Consider the following 18,136-nt stretch of genomic DNA (forward strand, 5'->3'; position numbering starts at 1 on the left):
AGGACAAGCGCCGATTATATGGAGCAGCAGACCCGTTTTCCAAGAGGTTTCAAGCGCAATTACACGCTGATCGATAGACTGTACGGTCAATGAAAATATCGGTGGCGAGACTTGCTGTCTTCATAGGCCTCCGGCGATCAACAGATAGGCCGAGATGGTCAGGATCGAGAGGATGGTCGATATCAGCACGACGCGTCCGGTCAGGCTTGCCTCCCTGTTGTAGAATTCCGCCAGCATGAATGGACCGGTACCGGTCGGCAGGGTCGCGAGCAGAACCGCTACATGCACCGAGCCCGCAGGCAGGCCGAGCAGCGGCCCGGCAACCACCCAGGTGACGAGCGGATGGGCGATTAGTTTCAGGGCGACCAGAATGCCGGTGGTGGAAAGCCTGTTTGTTGCCGTCGCCGCCTGCGGACCGGCAAGGAAGAGACCGAGCGCGATCAGTGCGCAAGGCGAGGCCGCACCCGAAAGCAGCTTCATGAATGAATGGACCGGCTGCGGTAGCGCCCAGCCGGATAGCATGAAGATGGCGCCGAGCACGGGCGCGACAAGCAGCGGGTTCTTGCAGAGCGAGGCAAGCGTCTTGAACACGATGTCGCGGCGGCGGGTCTCTGACTGAAGCCCGCCCTCGATTAGAATGATGGCGACGGCAAACAGGATGCAGACCGTGAGGATGGTTGCGATCAGCGTTGGTGCCATGCCGCTAGCGCCAACAAGCGACAGGACCAGCGGAAAGCCGACAAAACCTGTATTGGCGTAACTTGCATTCAGCGCATCGACCGCAGCATCTGCGAGATGCCGGCCCTTGGCCACTCGCCAGAACAGCGTACCGACAAAGATGACCGCACAGCCGGCGCTGAAAGCGAGGATGAAACCGGGTTGCCAGATCTGCTCGATCTTTGCATTTGCCATGATGTCGAACAACAATGCAGGAAGGGCAAGATAGACGACCAATCGGTTGACCTCGCGCGTCGCATTTGGCCCGAGTGCACCGCTTTTCCGGGCAATCCAGCCGGCAAGAATAAGTGCAAATATGGGTAGGACGATCAAAAGGTTGGTCAGCATGTGGGCAGGCTCGAATTTTCGCTGTCCCTTGCCTAGCGCTATTGATCGATATAATCCAATGTCATTAAAGTGCCGAATTGATACTCTGGAGGTATCAAATGGATACGCGCCATATGCGCTATTTCGTTGCACTGGCGGAGACCCTCCATTTCGGTCAGGCAGCAGCCCGTATGAACATGAGCCAGCCGCCTTTCAGCCGGCAGATTGCGGCGATTGAAAAGGCGCTCGGCGTCCGGCTGTTCGAACGTAATTCCCGCAATGTCGTGCTGACGACGGCGGGCAAGCATTTCCTCAATGATTGCCGATCAGTACTGGCCGGGTTCGAGGCGGCGTGCCGCGACGTACAGCTTGTCGCGAACGGTGCCAAGGGCGAGTTGAGACTGGGTTTCACCATGTATGCGGCGCAGGGCATCGTGCCGAAACTTGTGCGCCTGCTATCTGATGCTGCACCGGATGTGCGGCTCGTTCTCGAAGAAAGGTTGCCGAGCGATATTGATGAGCTTCTGTTGGAAGCGCGGCTGGATGCCGCAGTCACTCTTGGAAATCCGACGGCGCCGCATCTTCGGACCCGGCTCCTTGCGCGTGATCGGCTTCGCCTGATCGTCCACGCTGATCACCCGCTGGCCTCAGCTGAAAAGGTGGGGGCTCAAGCCTTGGCGTCGGAAAGGCTGATCGCCGCTCCAGCATCGGTGGTGCCGACATTGCGTTCGGCAATCGGAGCCTATTGCGCAGCAGGCGGTATTGTTCCGCATTTCGCGCTGGAGCCACGCCTGCAGCACACGATCATAAGGCTGGTGGGGGAAGGCTTGGGCGTTGCTCTGATCCCGCAATCGCTCTGCAGCGATCTCGGCGAAACCATCGTCTCCCGCCCGCTGATCGATCCGCCTGAATTTGACGTCGTGCTCTGCGCTCCCACTGGATCGAAAAATCCCGCCGTCGGAAGACTTTTCGAGCTTGTGAAGCAATTGTCCTTCTAAAGCGCCGGCCCCAGCTTGATCGCGCTACCGTCGGAAAAGCGCGACAGCCGGAACCGGCTCAGATCATGTCCAACGGCATCACCCTTTATGAGATCGGCAACAACGCGGCCGATGCCGGGCCCGATACCGAAGCCATGGCCACTCATGCCAGTTGCGACGAACAGGCCGCCGATCGCCTCGACGCGATCGACCACCGGCACGACATCCGGCATCGCATCGATCATTCCCGCCCATGCGGTTTTCAGGCGCACCGGGCCAAGATCGGGGAAAAGTCGGGCGAACTCGCGTTGCACCGAACGCAACCCCTTTTGTGAGGGAGCGGGGTTGAGGATGCGCATCCGCTCGAACGGGCTGGTTTCATCGGCCGTCCATGTTCTGCGCGTCGACCATGCATCGGGAAAGCGGGAGGGTGCAGCTGGCAGATAGCGAAGGCCGAAAGGGTTATCCAGCAGTGCGGGCAGATATTTCACCGCGTGGCGGAAAGCGTCCGGCCCGACATAGAGCGCGCTGCCGCTACCGGGCGCCAACGTATAACCGCCATCCTGCCGACGACGGAAGGCGACGTGACTATCGACCGCAGCTCCCGCGTGAACCTGAGGCATCGGTTCGGTGGCTGCGACCGTGGAGCGAACGCTGAGCTGCGGGATGGACACGCCATGCAGACGCAACAGCAGCGACGACCATGCGCCGCCGGCGACCAATACGCTGGAGGTTTCGATCAATCCGGTCTCGGTCCACACGCCGCTGATCCGGCCAGCGGAAATATCGAGGCTGCGGGCGGCGCAGTTTTCGACGATCGTGGTGCCCTTGCGTGCTGCGAGCCGCGCAAGGGCCGGCACGGCAAGCCACGGTTCCGCCCGCATGTCCGAAGGGGTCGTCATCGCCCCATGGAACTTGCGCGCCATGCCGGGAATGAGCGCCGCCGTCTCGGCCGAACTCAACAGTCGCGTATCGACATCGTGCCGGGCGGCGATCGTCATGAAGTCGTCGAAATCGGCCATCTCCTTTGCCGAATTGGCGAGATAAGTGACGCCGGTCTGCGCGAGACCAATATCCTCGCCGCATTCTTCCGCAAGCTGCTTCCATAGCCGGCAGGCTTCTATGACGATCGGCAGCTCGTCCGCATCGCGCCCCTGCTGGCGGATCCAGCCCCAGTTCCGCGACGACTGTTCCGCCGCGATCCGCCCCTTTTCGACAAGCGTCACCGCGACGCCCTTTTCCGCCAGATAAAGCGCGGTGGTTACCCCGATCACGCCGCCGCCGATAATCACCACATCCGAACGTTTCGGGAGGGGGCCATGAAACTGGATCGGATCGCTTTCGGAAAAGGGGAAGTTGGGCACGGGATGCGGTCCTGACTGGCGGAGGTTGAGTGTGTCGACTCCTAGTCAGTCGGATTGGGGCGATCAAGAAGGCACTTCTGCTGAATTTGACCACCAGTGGCGGCAATTCCGCACGGCGCGATCAAAAACGATCATCCGTCATACCGCAGAGCATGGCGGATAAACCCAAGGTTAGCATCGAGAGCCCCATGTATGATTGAGGTCCGGGCGAGCAGGTGAGAGCTTTCTTCACGAGCAGAACAGGAATTTTGCTCATTCAAACCTCTCCGGTCGGTCTTCTTCTTCCGCTCGACATGCGGATTGCAGTGAGCCTGCGGAGACAGACAGATTGAAGGAAACCACGATGAAAATTCTGGCCGACAAGATCCTTTCCCAATCCGCTTATTCCCACGATATCGACATTCCTCTAGATGAGGTCGATATCGCCGACTGGCTCTTCAATCTGCCGGAGGTTGAGTACCAGCGCTGCTGCCAGCCGGACCACATTGCTGCGGGAGCGACCTTCACCGATGACGGACGCCGCATGTCGATCAATGTCGAGATGATCGGCACTGGTCTGGTCGTCCAGCACTATGTCGCGGACGAGGCAACGCCCTCCTATTGCCGGATGAATTCGATTTCGGACGTCTTCACGCCATTGGGTGAGCGCACGCAGGTCAATGTCATCTGGGAACTGATCGCTGAAGCGATTGACGGCAACCGCACCCGCTACACGAACCGCGTCACCTGCCATCCGACTGATATGTTCATGGATTTCATTGCAAAGCACGGTCAGACATTCGAGCAGGCCGCAGTTGCGCGACAGGCGGCCGGCGGCGACCATAATCATCGCGAAACCCCATTGTTTGCCGAAAGCATCGCCCGCAAGGCGCGTGCGAGGGCGGCAATCAGGGCGGCAGCTGAGTGAAGTTGCCGTGATCCCAATAAAAAATGCCGCCTTCGGGGGCGGCATTTTTTGAAAGTCGAGATGTGATCAGTCGTCCTTCATCTTCAGCGCTGCGATAAACGCTTCCTGCGGGATATCGACCTTGCCGAACTGGCGCATCCGCTTCTTGCCTTCCTTCTGTTTGTCCAGAAGTTTACGCTTACGGGTGGCGTCGCCACCGTAACACTTGGCCGTCACGTCCTTGCGCATCGCCGAGATCGTCTCGCGGGCAATCACGTTGCCGCCGATTGCTGCCTGGATCGGAATCTTGAACATGTGCCGCGGGATCAGATCCTTGAGCTTCTCGCACATGTCGCGGCCGCGCTTTTCCGCCGCCGAACGGTGAACGAGCATGGAAAGCGCATCGACTGGCTCGCCATTGACCATGATCGACATCTTCACGAGATTGCCTTCGCGATACCCGTGCAGATGGTAGTCGAACGAGGCATAACCCTTGGATATGGATTTCAAGCGGTCGTAGAAGTCGAACACCACTTCATTGAGGGGCAGTTCATAGCTCAGCATGGCGCGTTTGCCGACATAGGTCAGTTCGGTCTGGATGCCGCGGCGGTCCTGGCAGAGCTTCAGGATGCCGCCTAGATAATCATCCGGTGTCAGGATCGTTGCCTTGATCCACGGCTCCTCGATCGACGCGATCTTGACCACGTCCGGCATGTCGGCTGGATTGTGCAGCTCCTTCATCGAGCCATCCGTCATGTGAAGATGATAGACGACCGAAGGAGCGGTTGCGATCAGGTCGAGGTCGAACTCGCGCTCGAGGCGCTCCTGGATGATTTCCAGATGCAGCAGGCCGAGGAAGCCGCAGCGGAAACCGAAGCCGAGAGCGGCAGACGATTCCATTTCGAACGAGAAGGACGCATCGTTGAGGCGAAGCTTGCCCATCGCCGCGCGCAGGTCTTCGAAATCGGCGGCATCAACAGGGAAGAGACCGCAGAACACCACCGGCTGGGCCGGCTTGAAGCCCGGCAGCGCTTTCGCCGTCGGCTTCTTGTCTTCGGTGATGGTGTCGCCGACACGGGTATCGGCAACTTCCTTGATCGAGCCGGTGAAGAAACCGATTTCGCCCGGACCGAGTGAATCGACAGCCAGCATTTTCGGCGTCAGCACGCCGACGCGTTCGACCTGGTATTTTGCGTCCGTGCCCATCATCCGGATGGTCATGCCCTTGGAGAGGACGCCGTCGAGGATACGCACCAGAACCATGACGCCGAGATAGGTGTCATACCAGCTGTCGACCAGAAGGGCCTTCAGCGGGCCCTTGTCGCCGGCTTCGCTTTTCGGCGGCGGCAGCTGGTGGACGATGGCTTCGAGAACGTCGGGAATGCCGAGGCCGGTCTTGGCCGAGATCAGCACGGCTTGGGAGGCATCGATGCCGATAACTTCCTCGATCTGTTCCTTGATCCGATCCGGTTCGGCCGCGGGAAGGTCGATCTTGTTGAGGACGGTGACGATCTCGTGATTGTTGTCGATCGCTTGATAGACGTTGGCCAGCGTCTGCGCTTCGACGCCCTGGGAGGCGTCGACGACGAGCAGCGAGCCTTCGCAGGCGCTGAGCGAACGCGAGACTTCATAGGCGAAGTCGACATGGCCGGGCGTATCGATCAGATTGAGGATATAGGTCTCGCCATTGTTCGCCTTGTAATGCAGGCGGACGGTCTGGGCCTTGATGGTAATGCCGCGTTCGCGCTCGATATCCATCGAGTCGAGAACCTGTTCCGACATGTCGCGTTCGGCAAGGCCGCCGGTCGTCTGGATCAGACGGTCGGCCAGGGTCGACTTACCGTGGTCGATATGGGCCACGATCGAGAAGTTGCGGATATGGTCAAGCGGCGTGCGGGAATTGGTGCTCATGGTTCGCGCATATATCAGTGACAATCCCCGCCGCAAAGGGGGAAGATAACCGTTTGTTGACTATCAGCCCTCCAGGGCCTGCGCCTTGGCTTCCGCCTGAGCCTCTGCAGCCCCCGGTTCCGTCATGGTCGCGGCGTTCGGCATCTGCGCGCTTCGCATTTCGTGGCTTTCGCGCTCGTCTTCCGGTGCCGGTCCGCGTTCCTTCAGGCGGAAGACGATATAGAGGCCATAGGCGGTCGCCACCAGAATGATCGCATAGATGAAGGTCTGCTGGCCAAGGACCGGCGCGAGGAAGGTGATGCAGAGCGGCACGATCGTTGCAGCCGTCGACCATGCGACGAGAAGGGTGGAGGACAAAGGCACGAAATCGCCCGGATCGGCGCGGTCATTCGCATGCGCATTGGCAACCGAATAGACGGTTTCCACTGCCCCACCGAAAACGAGGAAGACGATCATCAGAAGCACGAAAGTGGTAAACGACACCATCAGCGCCGCAAAACCCGCAACAACGATCAGCCCGCAGGTGAAGAGCAGCACGACGCGGCGATCGAGCCGGTCTGAAATGATGCCGAGAGGATATTGCACGAACAAAAGCCCGGTCTGCATCACCAGCATCAACAGCGCCACCTCGCCCTGCGTCACACCGTTGAGCGTCGCGTAGATCGGGGTAAAGCCCTGCACGACCATCGAAAGCCCGCCCGAGGCGAGCACGCCGACAAGGCCGACCGGCGAGATCTTCCACGCCATCCTGACATTCACGCTGACGCTCGCCGGTGCAGGCGGGTTCGGCAGGCGAGTAAGCCCGATCGGCAGGATGGAGAGCGCGGTGACGAAAACGACGATGAGCGGTGCAAGATTGCTGTCCGCCGGCACCTGCCCGAACAGCCATGCGCCGCCGCCGAGCGCAAGCACAAAGGCCATATAGAAGAAGGACATCGCCCTTCCGCGCCATTCGTTGGAGGCGGCGTGGTTGAGCCAGCTCTGGGCGATGATGAAATTGACGTTGGAAGCCGCGCCATAGATCGCTCGCGCGAGGATCCACCAGGCGGCCGGCAGGTCGGCTGCAACCAGAACCGCGCCGATAATGACCATCGACATCGAGCAGGCGAAGAGGCGCGCGTGGCCGACACGACGGATCAGCGGTCCGGCAAGCACGCAGCCGAGCAGGCCGCCAAAGGCGAGAGCGGGCACGGCAAGCCGCGCTGCCCATGTCTCGCCGCTCTGTGTCAGCACGAAGGGGACGTAAGTGGCCATAATGCCGCTGCCGATGGCGGCGATCGTCATCGATAGGATGATGCTCGCGATGGAGAGGGGCGAAACTCTGACCTGCGCCTGAGCCGTCATGCAAATTCTCCAAAAGCCACTATGCTTTGCGCCATCTACCCGGCCTGCTTATCCTATCGCGCAGTGGTTTCGCTATCGTACAAACGCCACCGCGGCGAATTTTCCGACGAAACGTCAAAATCCTTGACTCCATGATATGAGAGTGAAATTCTCTGATAATGGAAAATTTGGATGATGAACTGGAAATCGCAATCGGCGAGCGGCTGAAAAGCCTGCGCGCCAGCTCAGGTCTGACGCTCGATCAACTGGCGGATCGCTCCGGTGTCAGCCGCGCGATGATCTCCCGTATCGAGCGCGCCGAGGCAAGCCCGACGGCGGCCCTTCTGGCGCGGCTGTGCGAGGGGCTTGGCTTGACGCTCTCGGCTTTCTTTGCACCGGAAGAACCGTCGTCTTTGCCCTTGTCGAGGCGAGCGGAACAGCGGCTGTGGCGAGACCCGACGACCGGATATCTGCGTCGCTCGGTTTCGCCTCCAGGCATGCCAAGCCCGGTCGATATCGTCGAGATCGAGTTTCCGGCTGGCGCCAGGGTCAGTTTTCCGCCGCGGGAGGAAAGCCGGGTCATGACCCAGCATGTCTGGCTGTTCGAAGGCATGCTCGAGATGGTGCTACCCGACGCCACCCATCGGCTGCAGCCGGGCGACTGCCTGTTCATGGATATTGGCGACGCCTTCGATTTCTACAATCCATCCGACAAGCCTGCCCGTTACGCGGTGATCCTGAACCGCGGACGCTAAATAACAAAGGGAACATCAATGACTGCCACGATCCGCATCCTCGATGCGACAAGCGCGCGTGCCGCTATTCCGGACCTCTGCGAGGTGCTATCCGACTGCATCAATGGCGGTGCCTCGCTGGGTTTCATGCTGCCGTTTCAGCCGCAGGATGGAGAGGCCTATTGGAGTGATATCGCCACCGAGGTGGAAAAGGGCGGCATCATTCTCGGTGTGGCTGAAATCGACAGGCGGGTGATCGGCACGGTCCAGGTTGGGCTCGCTTCGAAACCCAACCAGCCGCATCGCGGTGATCTGATGAAGCTGCTCGTGCATCGCTCCGGCCGCGGACTTGGCCTGTCGCGCAGGCTGATGGCGGCGGTGGAGGACGAGGCGGCCCGCCGCGGCCGCTCGCTTCTGGTTCTCGACACGGCGACCGGAAGCGAAGCGGAAAAAATCTATCCGCGCTTCGGCTGGCAGCGCGTTGGCGTCATTCCCGATTATGCGCTATGGCCGCATGGCGGCTTTTGCGACACGACGATCTTCTACAAGCGGATCGGATGAAGGAAGGCCGGTGATCCCGGCCTTCCATTGTCTCAATTGCCGGACTGCAGCGTCCTGCCGAAAGCCTCGACGATAAGCCGGCCAAGCTCCGCATGGATGTCTGCCCGCGGACGCTTTGTTTCCTCGCAGATCGGGTCGGTTTCGCCGACGGATTTGAGGAAATCCGAAGCGCCTGGCTTGCAGACCGGCAGGAAGCTGAAGTGATCGGCATCCTCCACCTGCAGGTAAGACGCGCCGGGAATATCCTTCGCCAGCTGGTCGGAAAGTACTGCCATCGGCACCTGGCCGGGGCTGCCGAGATTGATCAGCGTTACCGGCACGTCGATGCCTGCAAGGCTTGTCTTCTGGAACGTGGTGGCAAGGCCTGGATCGACCGCGATAACGGAAGTGATCCGCGCATCGCGGTTCTGCTGTTCGAAACGTGTCCTGTCGATGTCGGCAAGCTTGAAGGGTGCAACCTCCACCTGCTCGCCCCCCGCATAACCGCGACCGCCGGCAAACCAGCTGCAATCCATCATGCCGGGGTTTTCGTCGCAATAGCGCGTGTAGGCGGAAAGATCGCCTTTGGCTCCGGCCAGTTCCATTGCCGTGGACCCGCCGAGAGAGAAGCCGAGAATGCCGATATGTTTCTGATCTATGGACGCCCGCCAGCGGGCATCTGTCGTCAGCGCGCCGATCAGGACCGAAATATCCTGGGTGCGCTCCCAGATCTTCGGTGTGGCAGCCGGTGTGGAATCGCCGCTTGTCGTGCCGGGATGGTTCGGTCCGGCGACGATGTAGCCGGCCTTGGCCAACTCGGTGGCGATCCAGCCCATGCCTTCGGCGCGCGAACCCGAACCGTGGGAGAGAAGCACAAGCGGAAAGCGGCCTTCGCGGATCGTCGCATTTGCGGCGGCGGAACCCGTATCGAAAATCCTGTCGTAGTTCGGCTTGTCCACCTGCCCGTCGCCTTTCGACGGGTACCAGACGGTGACCGCAAGCGGCCGCGGATAGTCCTGGGTGATGACGCTGATCTTGTGAACGCCGACGGGTTCAGCGGCAATGGCAGCGGTTGCTGCCGTGCACAGGGAAAGGGCGATGAGGAGAGATTTCAGTCTCATTGTGTAACCTCGCTGGTTGAAGAACGGGGTTACCGATGAGCGATCATCGCCGGACGTTCGACCTTGAACATGATCGAGGTCGTTTCACGGCATGTTTTGCGGCCCGCCGACAGGCGGGCCACAGAAACGTGCGGCATCAGGCCTTGGGATGCAGGTTGTGGTGATGCGGCTTCCGTTCGGTCAGGAAATAGACGAAGGCGACGACCGAAAGCGAAACGCCGATCGTCGAGGCGAGCAGCCAGCCGCCCTCGGCAAATGCCCAGGCGCCGATGGCCGAGCCGAGAGCGCCGCCGACGAAGAACGTCGCCATGAACAGGCCGTTAAGCCGCGAACGCAGGTCGGCCCCGAGCGTGTAGATCGCCCGCTGGCTGATGACGAGCGTCATGGCGACACCGAAATCGAGCAGGATCGCTGCTATCGCCAGAACGACGAGCGCTGCCGTGGTGCCATCAGAGAACAGATGAGTCATCACGAAGGCGATGCCCACCGAGATAATACCGAGCGCGGTCGCCGGGCGACTTAGATTTTTGTCGGCAAGGCGACCGGCGATCGGCGAGGCGATAGCGCCGGCAACGCCGACAAGTGCAAAGAGTGCGATGCCCGTCTGGCCGAGATTGAAGGCGGAACTGGCCAGAACCAGCGGCGTGACTGTCCAGAACAGGCTGAAGGCGGCAAACTGACAGAACTGGTAGAAGGCGCGGCGGCGCAATATCGGCTGGGTGGCGTAAAGGGTGCCAAGTGAGGCAAGCAGGCCGCCATAGGAAAGCTGCGTGTGCGGCGTGCGCTTGGGCAGGCGGGCGGCCAGGATAAAGCCGAGCACGACCATGACGGCAGCCGAGGCGAAGAAGATCACATGCCAGTTGGTGAGACCGGTGACGAAGCTTGCGATCGGTCGCGCCATCATGATGCCGATCATCAGGCCGCTGACGACGTTACCGACAACCCGACCGCGATGTTCTTCCGGCGTCAGGCTTGCGGCAAAGGGAACGATCATTTGCACCGCAGACGAGGTAAGCCCGATGGCAAGCGATGCCAGCAGGAAGGGTAGGGCGGCGCTCGAAAGGCCTGCGCCGACGAGCGAGATCGCGGTTGCTGCGATCATGATCAGGATCAGTCGGCGGTTTTCGAGAAGATCGCCCAGCGGTACGATGAACAGCAGGCCGAGGCCGTAGCCGATCTGGGTCAGCGTCACGATCAGGCCGGTCAGATGCGGCGGAAGGCCGATTGCTGCGGCGATCGGGCCCGCAAGCGGCTGGGCGTAATAGAGATTTGCGACGATCAGGCCGCAGGCTGCGGCCATGACGAAAGTGAGGCCGGCGGTCATCCGGCCATGGTGTGCCGGCGTTTCAATCGCCGCGGACGTGCTGGTCATTGGGGTATCCTTGAACAGTCTCTTGTATTTTTCAGTCGAGCAGCTTCATCGCCACATCGACTACGGAAAAGGTTTGCTCGCGGCTGGGGCTGGTCTTGCCCAGAACGCGAAGCCCTTGAACGACGGACAGAAGCAGCCGCGCCGTGGCATTGGGTTCGATGGAGCGGTTGATGGAGCCATCCTCCTGGCCCCTTCGGATCAGCGCCTCGAACGTAGTCTCGAAACGATCCATCGAACGCTCGACACGTCGTGCCGCCTCGTCGTCGAAGATCGCCAGTTCGACGGCCGTCCCGACAGCCAGGCAGCCGCGTCGACCGCCGTCGCCGTGGGCGCCCTCGGCATAAAACACGAGCATGCGGTAAACGCCGTCCCGCCCGTTGTCTGCTTTCTCCAGCTCCTCGTCGAGAAGCGCGGTGCGCACCTGCTTGTAGCGGTCGAAGCTGGCAAGGAAGATCGCATGCTTGTCCTTGAATGCCTTGTACAAACTTCCGGCCGTAAGCCCCATCGCATCGCGCAGGTCTGAGATGGATGTGCCGTGATAGCCCTGTTCGCTGAACACGGTGATCGCCTTGTCGAGCGCATCGTCGATATCGAATTCACGCGGCCGGCCGGCGCTGCGGCCGGGATTGGGGCTGATGTCGATGCTCATGGCAAAATCCAATTGGGAAATGATCGTTTCCAAATAGGCGCGAAGCACTTTCTCGTCAAGCGGCCTGTTCATCATCGACGATAAAATATCGGAACGGTTTTGCATTTGAGGGGTTGGCTAATCGTCACCAACCCAAAAGCTGGAGGACAGACATGAGCAAAAGTGACGTAAAACAGGCCATCAAGCGTGCCAAACGGCAGGTCGAAAACACCAGTTCGGGCGGCCATCTTGGCGGCACCTATTACGGGCAGAGCCCGGACGGCAAGACGTCGTCGATGAACCACAATGTGGGCAGCAACCGCACCAATAGCGGCAGCTGACGTCACCGCAGCGCATGACAATGAAGGCCCCGCCGCGTGCGGGGCCTTTTCTTGAGCGAGGCATATTCCCGAAAATAATCAAACCTCCCTGTCGGCATCTCATCACCTGCACGTCCTTGGTGTATCGTGGCGCATTCATGCGCCGGAGGACTTCGACAGGAGGGCAGGATGAAAAGCAGCCACTATCGGTGGGTCATCGTTTTTGCCGGCGGCCTGATGGGCTGCGTGGCGGTGGGCGTGATGTTTTCGCTCGCAGTGTTCCTAGAGCCGATCGCCCGCCAGACCGGCTGGTCGCATGCGGCGATCTCCAGCGCCATGACAGTCAATTTCATCGTCATGGGACTGGGCAGTTTCATATGGGGCGCGGCCAGCGACCGGTTCGGCGCGCGCATCGTCGTGCTGATCGGCTCGGTCCTTGCCGGACTGGCCCTGGTTCTCGCCAGCCGCGCGCAGAGCCTTTTCGCCTTCCAGATCCTCTATGGCTGTCTTGTCGGCCTGTCTGCCAGTGCCTTCATGGCGCCGATGATCTCGCTTACCATGCGCTGGTTCGATGACCACCGCAGTCTCGCCGTATCGCTTGTCTCCGCCGGCATGGGCATGGCGCCGATGACGATTTCGCCGCTCGCCCGGTTCCTGATCGACGAATTCGGCGACTGGCGCACGGCCATGCTGGTGATCGGCATCGGTGCCTGGATCATTCTCCTGCCGACCGTACTTCTGGTCCGCAACCCGCCAGATGAGGCGGCGGTTGAGGACGCGCCGCAGGCGGAAGGGGCGGGGCAGCCGATTGCAAAAGTCTTTCGCTCGCCGCAATTCCTGGTGCTGGCCTTCACCTTCTTCGCCTGCTGCACCGCCCATTCAGGGCCGATCTTCCACATGGTCAGTTATGCGATGTATTGCGGCGTGGCGCCGATGGCCGCCGTGTCGATCTACAGTGTCGAGGGAGCGGCAGGTCTGGGCGGGCGCATCGTCTACGGTCTTGCGGCAGACCGGTTCGGCGTCAAGCCGGTGCTGATAATCGGTCTTCTGATCCAGGCACTGGTGATTGCCGCCTATACGATGGCGACCGATCTCGCGCATTTCTACGCGCTGGCGATCATTTTCGGCGGCACCTATGGCGGCGTCATGCCGCTTTATGCCGTGCTGGCGCAGGATTATTTCGGCGCAAAAATTCTCGGTACGGTGCTGGGTGCTGCTTCGATGCTGTCAAGCATAGGCATGGCTTTCGGGCCTCTTGCCGGGGGCTGGGCCTTCGATGCCTTCAATAACTACAACTGGCTATTTTTCGGTTCCGCTCTTGTCGGGCTTGCCGCAGTACTTATCGCGCTTGCCTTTCCGCCCCTGCCGGGCCGCGAGGAGGAAAAGCTGCAGCCGGCGTGACACCAAAAGCAAAGGCCCGGAGTTTCCGGGCCCTTGGCAGTCTGATCAGTGGTCTTTCTTGCTGCCCGCCTTGCGCTTGGCTGGCGGAGCTTTCGCCTCGACCGCCTCCCGCTGCAGGCGTAGCAACCGCAACCTCTCGGTTTTCGCTTCCCTCGAAGACGCCTCGGCGGCAATGATTGCACGTGCTGCCTCGTTGGTCACGGCGGCCTTTTCCCGAGCTGAAAGCTTGGTCGTGGTCGACGTTTCTTCCTTGATAGCGGTCATGAAGTCATCCTTCCTGAAGTCTTGGGAAAATGGTGGAAGCGGGAATTAGCGCGTACGCGCAACCTTCTTGGGAGCAGGGAGCAATCCCTCGCGCTGCATCTTCTTGCGGGCCAGCTTGCGATAACGACGAACCGCCTCGGCCTTTTCGCGCACACGCTTTTCCGACGGCTTCTCGTACGAGCTGCGCGCCTTCATTTCGCGAAACACACCTTCGCGCTGCATCTTCTTCTTCAAGACGCGCAGAGCCTGATCGACGTTGTTATCTCTGACAAGAACCTGCAAATTATATCCCTTCCGATCTAAACAGTGCCGTACCCGATATTCTCGGTGGCCAAACAAAAAAGGCCGGGCTTGCCCGACCTTTCCAGGACCATAGACCAAATCTCGCTGCCGGTACATCCGCGGTCAGGAGAGGCTGATGGCATCCATCGGCATTCACGTGTGTCTGAGCGCACAAAAACGCGCTTCATCGTGCATCCGATTGAGATTTCGATATGCATCATATGGGTTGCCGCGCGGAAAAATCAATGAAATCGAGGAATTAATTCCGCGGCCGAATGGGCGCTTGCCGCAAATGCAAAAGCCCGGAGGCATGCTCCGGGCTTTTGCATCCATGTCCTGGAAAGTTCAGAGAGCGCCGTTTCGCTGCTGCATCATCATGAACGTATCATAGCTGTATTCTGCCACCTGCGCCCAGAGATAGGAATCCTTCTTGAACACCTGCTGATGGTCATAGATCTTCTTGAAGGCAGGGCTTTTTGCAGAAAGGTCGGCATAGACTTCCATTGCCGCCTTGAAGCATGTTTCCATGATCTCCTTGCTGAACGGCTTCAAAACCGCGCCTTCGGCCACGAGCTTGCGCAACGCGACGGCGTTATGCGCGTCGTAATTGGCAAGCATGCTGGTATTGGCCGAAGCGCAGGCGGTCTTCAGGATGGCCTGGTAGCTCTTCGGCAGCGCGTTGAATTTCTCCAGGTTGAAGAAGGCATGCATCGCAGGTCCTCCCTCCCACCATGCCGGATAGTAGTAATATTTGGCGACCTTGACGAAGCCGAGCTTCTGGTCGTCATAGGGACCGACGAATTCGGTAGCGTCGATCGTGCCCTTTTCGAGCGCGGCATAAACGTCGCCGCCGGCAATCTGCTGCGGCGTCACGCCGACCTTCGTCATCACCTGGCCGGCAAGCCCGGCAATGCGCATCTTCAGGCCCTTGAGATCGTCGATGGTGACGATTTCCTTGCGGAACCAGCCGCCCATCTGCGTGCCGCTATTGCCGGCAGGCAGGGCGTAGAGACCGCGGGGTGCCAGGAATTCGTTGATCAGGTCGTTGCCGCCATTGGCAAACCAGGCATTGGTCATGCGGGCGTTGAGGCCGAAGGGAATGGCGGTTCCAAGCGCAAAGGCCGGATCCTGGCCGATATAATAGTAGGAGCAGGTATGCGCCATCTCGACCGTGCCGTTGGCCACCGCATCGGCGGCCTGAAGGCCGGGCACCAGTTCGCCGGCTGCATAGGTCTGGATGTTGAAATTGCCGTCGGTTGCATCGCGAACGATCTGGGCAAGCTCGTTGCCGGCGCCGAAGATGATGTCGAGGCTCTTCGGGAAGGAGGACGTCATGCGCCAGGTGATCTTTGGCTGTTCCTGGGCAATTGCCGGTGCCGCCAGTGTCGTCGCCGCTGCCGCGCCGATGCCTGCCGCCGTCGCCTTTTTGAAGAAATGCCTGCGATCCATCGAATTCATCCTCCCGCGCCAGCGCGCGTCTGTGGTTGTAGGCCTCGTGTTAAGCGCATTGATTTGGCAAGAACAAGCCGAGCCGCGTCATAACCGATGATTTCTTGTTTTTCGTAAATGCGAAGAAGCCCGGACGTGCGCCGGGCTTCGAGTTTCGATCATGTCGGAGAACTTACAGCGTTCCCTTGCGCTGCTGTGTCATCATGAAGGCGTCATAGCTGTATTCGGCGATCTGGTTCCACAGATAACCATCCTTCTTGAAGGCCTGCTGGCTGTCATAGATCTTCTTGAAGGCGGCGTTCTTTGCGTTCAGGTCGGCATAGACTTCCTGTGCCGCCTTGTAGCTGGCTTCGAGGATTTCTTGGGTGAACGGCTTCAGCACCGCACCTTCCGCAACCAGCTGGCGCAGCGCCTTTGCATTATGCGCATCGTAACGGGCCAGCATGTTCTGGTTGGCGTTGGCGCAGGCGTCTTTCAGGATGCGCTGGTAGCTTTTCGGCAGGGCGTTGAACTTTTCCAGATTGAAGAAGGCGTGAACAGCAGGTCCTCCCTCCCACCATGCCGGATAGTAGTAATATTTGGCGACTTTGACGAAGCCGAGCTTCTGGTCGTCATAGGGACCGACGAATTCGGTAGCGTCGATCGTGCCCTTTTCGAGTGCGGCATAAACGTCGCCGCCGGCAATCTGCTGCGGAGTAACGCCGAGCTTCGACATCACCTGGCCGGCGAGACCGGCAATCCGCATCTTCAAGCCGTTCAGGTCCGCAACCGTGTTGATTTCCTTGCGGTACCAGCCGCCCATCTGTGCGCCGGTATTGCCGGCCGGAAGAGCATAGAGACCGTAGCCGGCGAGGAATTCGTTAAGCAACTCGTTGCCGCCGCCGATCGAGAACCACGAATTGGTCTGGCGGGCATTGAGACCGAAGGGCACGGCGGTACCGAGCGCGAAGGTCGGATCCTTGCCGATGTAATAGTAAGAGCAGGTATGCGCCATCTCGACGGTGCCGCTGGAAACCGCATCGGCCGCCTGCAGCCCGGGCACGATTTCACCGGCCGCAAAAGTGTTGATGGTAAAGTTGCCGTCCGAAGCTTCCTTTACGCTGGCGGCGATATCGGTGCTGGCAGCCCAGAGAATGTCTGTGTTCTTGGTAAAGGAAGACGTCATGCGCCAGGTGATTTTCGGGCTCTCCTGGGCAATGGCAGGAGCGGCGAGCGCGGTTGCGGCGACGGCACCAGCCCCGGCTGTAGCGGCTTGACGGAAGAAATGTCTGCGGTTCATGAAAAAGAAAGCCTCCCAGATGCTTTGGCGCGCCCTGATATCCATGCGTGCCAAATCGCTCATAAGCCGTTTGTTTCATGCCCGGCAAGAAGTATTTTTCAAATATTACGCTGCACTGCAGCATTGCTTTTCATAAATTGCGAAAGGCAGTCGTTTTACCATCGCGAGCATGCTCATCGATCGAGTTGCAAGTCGGCTTGCAATTTTTCGGCCAAGGGCTTAGTTTAGAATTATTCTAAGTGGAGTTTTCGATGTTTACCCGCCTTCTGCCGTCCTCCCGCCGGTCATTTTCATCATTGTCTGAAGAAGAAATCCTCGCGCTGGCGATTGCCTCCGAAGAAGAGGATGCCAGTATCTATCTCGGCTATGCCGATGGCTTGAGGCAACAATATCCTGCCTCGGCCAAAGTGTTCGAAGACATGGCAGAGGTCGAGCAGACCCATAAGAACTCGCTGATCGAGATTTTTCGCACCCGTTTCGGCGAGCGCATTCCGCTCATCCGCCGCGAACACGTTCAGGGATTTTATGCACGCAAGCCCGATTGGCTGCGCAAGAACCTGCCGCTGGAAACTGCGAGAGCGGAAGCAGAAGCGATGGAGCAGCAGGCGGCTCGCTTCTATCGCGAGGCAGCCAAGCGTGTCTCCGACGCTTCGACTCGGCAACTGCTTGGCGATCTGGCGCTGGCCGAGGAAGGCCACGAGGATATCGCCCGCATGCTGACGGAAAAGCATGTTTCTGAAGAGGCGAAAAGCGATGAGGACCAAAACGCTCGCCGCCAGTTCATCCTGACTTACGTCCAGCCTGGCCTTGCGGGCCTGATGGATGGATCGGTCTCGACGCTCGCGCCGATCTTTGCGGCAGCCTTTGCTACCGGCGATACCTGGTCAACCTTCCTGATCGGCCTCTCGGCCTCTGTCGGCGCCGGCATCTCGATGGGCTTTACCGAGGCCGCGCATGACGACGGCAAGATTTCCGGTCGCGGATCGCCCGTCAAGCGCGGTCTGGCTTCCGGCATCATGACGGCGCTCGGCGGTCTTGGCCATGCGCTGCCCTATCTGATCCCGCATTTCTGGACTGCAACCATCGTTGCCGCCATCGTAGTTTTCTTTGAGCTTTGGGCGATCGCCTTCATCCAGAACCGCTACATGGAGACGCCGTTCATGCGCGCCGTCTTCCAGGTCGTGTTCGGTGGTTCTCTGGTTCTGGCTGCCGGTATCTTCATCGGCAATGCCGGATAGGTC

Annotated in this window: 18 protein-coding genes; 7 read left to right on the forward strand and 11 right to left on the reverse strand. The window is 59.8% G+C overall.

Translation table 11 applies throughout. From position 1 onward, the window contains the following. Positions 1-120: 120 nt before the first annotated feature. Entirely contained in the window at positions 121-1,065 is a 945-nt protein-coding gene (locus MRBLMR1_RS14160) for an AEC family transporter (protein ID WP_148146098.1), read from the reverse strand. 98 nt (positions 1,066-1,163) lie between these two features. Between MRBLMR1_RS14160 and MRBLMR1_RS14165 the strand changes: the two genes are divergently transcribed. Further along, positions 1,164-2,042, forward strand: coding sequence for a LysR substrate-binding domain-containing protein (locus tag MRBLMR1_RS14165; RefSeq protein ID WP_148146097.1), 879 nt, complete (start codon positions 1,164-1,166; stop codon positions 2,040-2,042). Here MRBLMR1_RS14165 and MRBLMR1_RS14170 read toward each other — a convergent pair. Further along, complete coding sequence (locus MRBLMR1_RS14170; protein ID WP_148146096.1) at positions 2,039-3,385, reverse strand: FAD-dependent oxidoreductase; 1,347 nt, start codon at positions 3,383-3,385, stop codon at positions 2,039-2,041. The genes MRBLMR1_RS14165 and MRBLMR1_RS14170 overlap by 4 nt on opposite strands. Positions 3,386-3,728: 343 nt before the next feature. Between MRBLMR1_RS14170 and MRBLMR1_RS14175 the strand changes: the two genes are divergently transcribed. Further along, positions 3,729-4,292, forward strand: a complete 564-nt coding sequence (locus tag MRBLMR1_RS14175) for a hypothetical protein (RefSeq protein WP_148146095.1) — start codon at positions 3,729-3,731, stop codon at positions 4,290-4,292. A gap of 66 nt (positions 4,293-4,358) precedes the next feature. On the opposite strand, the gene lepA is transcribed toward MRBLMR1_RS14175, so the two are convergent. Both lepA and MRBLMR1_RS14185 read right to left on the reverse strand, forming a co-directional pair. Then, positions 4,359-6,182, reverse strand: a complete 1,824-nt coding sequence (gene lepA / locus MRBLMR1_RS14180) for a translation elongation factor 4 (RefSeq protein ID WP_148146094.1) — start codon at positions 6,180-6,182, stop codon at positions 4,359-4,361. Positions 6,183-6,245: 63 nt separating this feature from the next. After that, positions 6,246-7,526 carry an MFS transporter gene (locus MRBLMR1_RS14185; RefSeq protein ID WP_148146093.1) on the reverse strand — a complete coding sequence of 427 codons (1,281 nt, stop codon included), beginning with the start codon at positions 7,524-7,526 and terminating at the stop codon, positions 6,246-6,248. Between the two features lie 158 nt (positions 7,527-7,684). Between MRBLMR1_RS14185 and MRBLMR1_RS14190 the strand changes: the two genes are divergently transcribed. Together MRBLMR1_RS14190 and MRBLMR1_RS14195 are read left to right on the forward strand one after the other, a co-directional pair. After that, positions 7,685-8,260 carry a helix-turn-helix transcriptional regulator gene (locus MRBLMR1_RS14190; RefSeq protein ID WP_148146092.1) on the forward strand — a complete coding sequence of 192 codons (576 nt, stop codon included), beginning with the start codon at positions 7,685-7,687 and terminating at the stop codon, positions 8,258-8,260. An 18-nt stretch (positions 8,261-8,278) separates the two neighbouring features. Beyond that, positions 8,279-8,800, forward strand: a complete 522-nt coding sequence (locus MRBLMR1_RS14195) for a GNAT family N-acetyltransferase (protein ID WP_148146091.1) — start codon at positions 8,279-8,281, stop codon at positions 8,798-8,800. 32 nt (positions 8,801-8,832) lie between these two features. Here MRBLMR1_RS14195 and MRBLMR1_RS14200 read toward each other — a convergent pair whose 3' ends face one another. From MRBLMR1_RS14200 to MRBLMR1_RS14210, 3 genes are all read right to left on the reverse strand, one after another. After that, a complete protein-coding gene (locus MRBLMR1_RS14200; RefSeq protein WP_148146090.1) occupies positions 8,833-9,900 on the reverse strand; it encodes an alpha/beta fold hydrolase in 1,068 nt (355 codons plus the stop codon). Positions 9,901-10,036: 136 nt separating this feature from the next. Then, a complete protein-coding gene (locus MRBLMR1_RS14205) occupies positions 10,037-11,272 on the reverse strand; it encodes an MFS transporter (RefSeq protein WP_148146089.1) in 1,236 nt (411 codons plus the stop codon). Positions 11,273-11,303: 31 nt separating this feature from the next. Beyond that, positions 11,304-11,921, reverse strand: coding sequence for a TetR/AcrR family transcriptional regulator (locus MRBLMR1_RS14210; protein ID WP_148146088.1), 618 nt, complete (start codon positions 11,919-11,921; stop codon positions 11,304-11,306). A gap of 152 nt (positions 11,922-12,073) precedes the next feature. Between MRBLMR1_RS14210 and MRBLMR1_RS14215 the strand changes: the two genes are divergently transcribed. Both MRBLMR1_RS14215 and MRBLMR1_RS14220 read left to right on the forward strand, forming a co-directional pair. Next, positions 12,074-12,241: a hypothetical protein gene (locus MRBLMR1_RS14215; RefSeq protein ID WP_183684920.1), complete on the forward strand. Its 168-nt coding sequence runs from the start codon at positions 12,074-12,076 to the stop codon at positions 12,239-12,241. Between the two features lie 168 nt (positions 12,242-12,409). Then, positions 12,410-13,621 (forward strand): MFS transporter, encoded by a 1,212-nt coding sequence (locus MRBLMR1_RS14220; protein WP_148146087.1) that lies wholly within the window; start codon positions 12,410-12,412, stop codon positions 13,619-13,621. A gap of 45 nt (positions 13,622-13,666) precedes the next feature. Here MRBLMR1_RS14220 and MRBLMR1_RS14225 read toward each other — a convergent pair whose 3' ends face one another. The 4 genes from MRBLMR1_RS14225 to MRBLMR1_RS14240 all read right to left on the reverse strand — a co-directional run bounded on the left by MRBLMR1_RS14225 (position 13,667) and on the right by MRBLMR1_RS14240 (position 16,895). Continuing rightward, the gene (locus tag MRBLMR1_RS14225; protein ID WP_148146086.1) at positions 13,667-13,885 is read right to left on the reverse strand and encodes a hypothetical protein; all 219 of its coding nucleotides are present in this window, start codon (positions 13,883-13,885) and stop codon (positions 13,667-13,669) included. Positions 13,886-13,930: 45 nt separating this feature from the next. Then, positions 13,931-14,167: a 30S ribosomal protein S21 gene (gene rpsU / locus MRBLMR1_RS14230; RefSeq protein WP_148146085.1), complete on the reverse strand. Its 237-nt coding sequence runs from the start codon at positions 14,165-14,167 to the stop codon at positions 13,931-13,933. Between the two features lie 345 nt (positions 14,168-14,512). Continuing rightward, positions 14,513-15,616 carry a TRAP transporter substrate-binding protein gene (locus MRBLMR1_RS14235; RefSeq protein ID WP_148146084.1) on the reverse strand — a complete coding sequence of 368 codons (1,104 nt, stop codon included), beginning with the start codon at positions 15,614-15,616 and terminating at the stop codon, positions 14,513-14,515. 172 nt (positions 15,617-15,788) lie between these two features. Further along, positions 15,789-16,895, reverse strand: coding sequence for a TRAP transporter substrate-binding protein (locus MRBLMR1_RS14240; RefSeq protein ID WP_148146083.1), 1,107 nt, complete (start codon positions 16,893-16,895; stop codon positions 15,789-15,791). A gap of 251 nt (positions 16,896-17,146) precedes the next feature. Between MRBLMR1_RS14240 and mbfA the strand changes: the two genes are divergently transcribed. Then, positions 17,147-18,133, forward strand: a complete 987-nt coding sequence (gene mbfA / locus MRBLMR1_RS14245; RefSeq protein WP_148146082.1) for an iron exporter MbfA — start codon at positions 17,147-17,149, stop codon at positions 18,131-18,133. Positions 18,134-18,136 lie beyond the last annotated feature (3 nt).

This window comes from Neorhizobium sp. LMR1-1-1.1 (assembly GCF_040675795.1).
Lineage (GTDB): Bacteria > Pseudomonadota > Alphaproteobacteria > Rhizobiales > Rhizobiaceae > Neorhizobium > Neorhizobium cellulosilyticum.

Bases quoted from the DNA above. Each gene is read 5' to 3' on its own strand.
- MRBLMR1_RS14160 (WP_148146098.1), bottom strand. From the start codon at position 1,065: ATGCTGACCAACCTTTTGATCGTCCTACCCATATTTGCACTTATTCTT.
- MRBLMR1_RS14165 (WP_148146097.1), top strand. From the start codon at position 1,164: ATGGATACGCGCCATATGCGCTATTTCGTTGCACTGGCGGAGACCCTC.
- MRBLMR1_RS14175 (WP_148146095.1), top strand. From the start codon at position 3,729: ATGAAAATTCTGGCCGACAAGATCCTTTCCCAATCCGCTTATTCCCAC.
- lepA (WP_148146094.1), bottom strand. From the start codon at position 6,182: ATGAGCACCAATTCCCGCACGCCGCTTGACCATATCCGCAACTTCTCG.
- MRBLMR1_RS14185 (WP_148146093.1), bottom strand. From the start codon at position 7,526: ATGACGGCTCAGGCGCAGGTCAGAGTTTCGCCCCTCTCCATCGCGAGC.
- MRBLMR1_RS14190 (WP_148146092.1), top strand. From the start codon at position 7,685: ATGGAAAATTTGGATGATGAACTGGAAATCGCAATCGGCGAGCGGCTG.
- MRBLMR1_RS14195 (WP_148146091.1), top strand. From the start codon at position 8,279: ATGACTGCCACGATCCGCATCCTCGATGCGACAAGCGCGCGTGCCGCT.
- MRBLMR1_RS14200 (WP_148146090.1), bottom strand. From the start codon at position 9,900: ATGAGACTGAAATCTCTCCTCATCGCCCTTTCCCTGTGCACGGCAGCA.
- MRBLMR1_RS14205 (WP_148146089.1), bottom strand. From the start codon at position 11,272: ATGACCAGCACGTCCGCGGCGATTGAAACGCCGGCACACCATGGCCGG.
- MRBLMR1_RS14210 (WP_148146088.1), bottom strand. From the start codon at position 11,921: ATGAGCATCGACATCAGCCCCAATCCCGGCCGCAGCGCCGGCCGGCCG.
- MRBLMR1_RS14215 (WP_183684920.1), top strand. From the start codon at position 12,074: ATGAGCAAAAGTGACGTAAAACAGGCCATCAAGCGTGCCAAACGGCAG.
- MRBLMR1_RS14220 (WP_148146087.1), top strand. From the start codon at position 12,410: ATGAAAAGCAGCCACTATCGGTGGGTCATCGTTTTTGCCGGCGGCCTG.
- MRBLMR1_RS14225 (WP_148146086.1), bottom strand. From the start codon at position 13,885: ATGACCGCTATCAAGGAAGAAACGTCGACCACGACCAAGCTTTCAGCT.
- MRBLMR1_RS14235 (WP_148146084.1), bottom strand. From the start codon at position 15,616: ATGGATCGCAGGCATTTCTTCAAAAAGGCGACGGCGGCAGGCATCGGC.
- MRBLMR1_RS14240 (WP_148146083.1), bottom strand. From the start codon at position 16,895: ATGAACCGCAGACATTTCTTCCGTCAAGCCGCTACAGCCGGGGCTGGT.
- mbfA (WP_148146082.1), top strand. From the start codon at position 17,147: ATGTTTACCCGCCTTCTGCCGTCCTCCCGCCGGTCATTTTCATCATTG.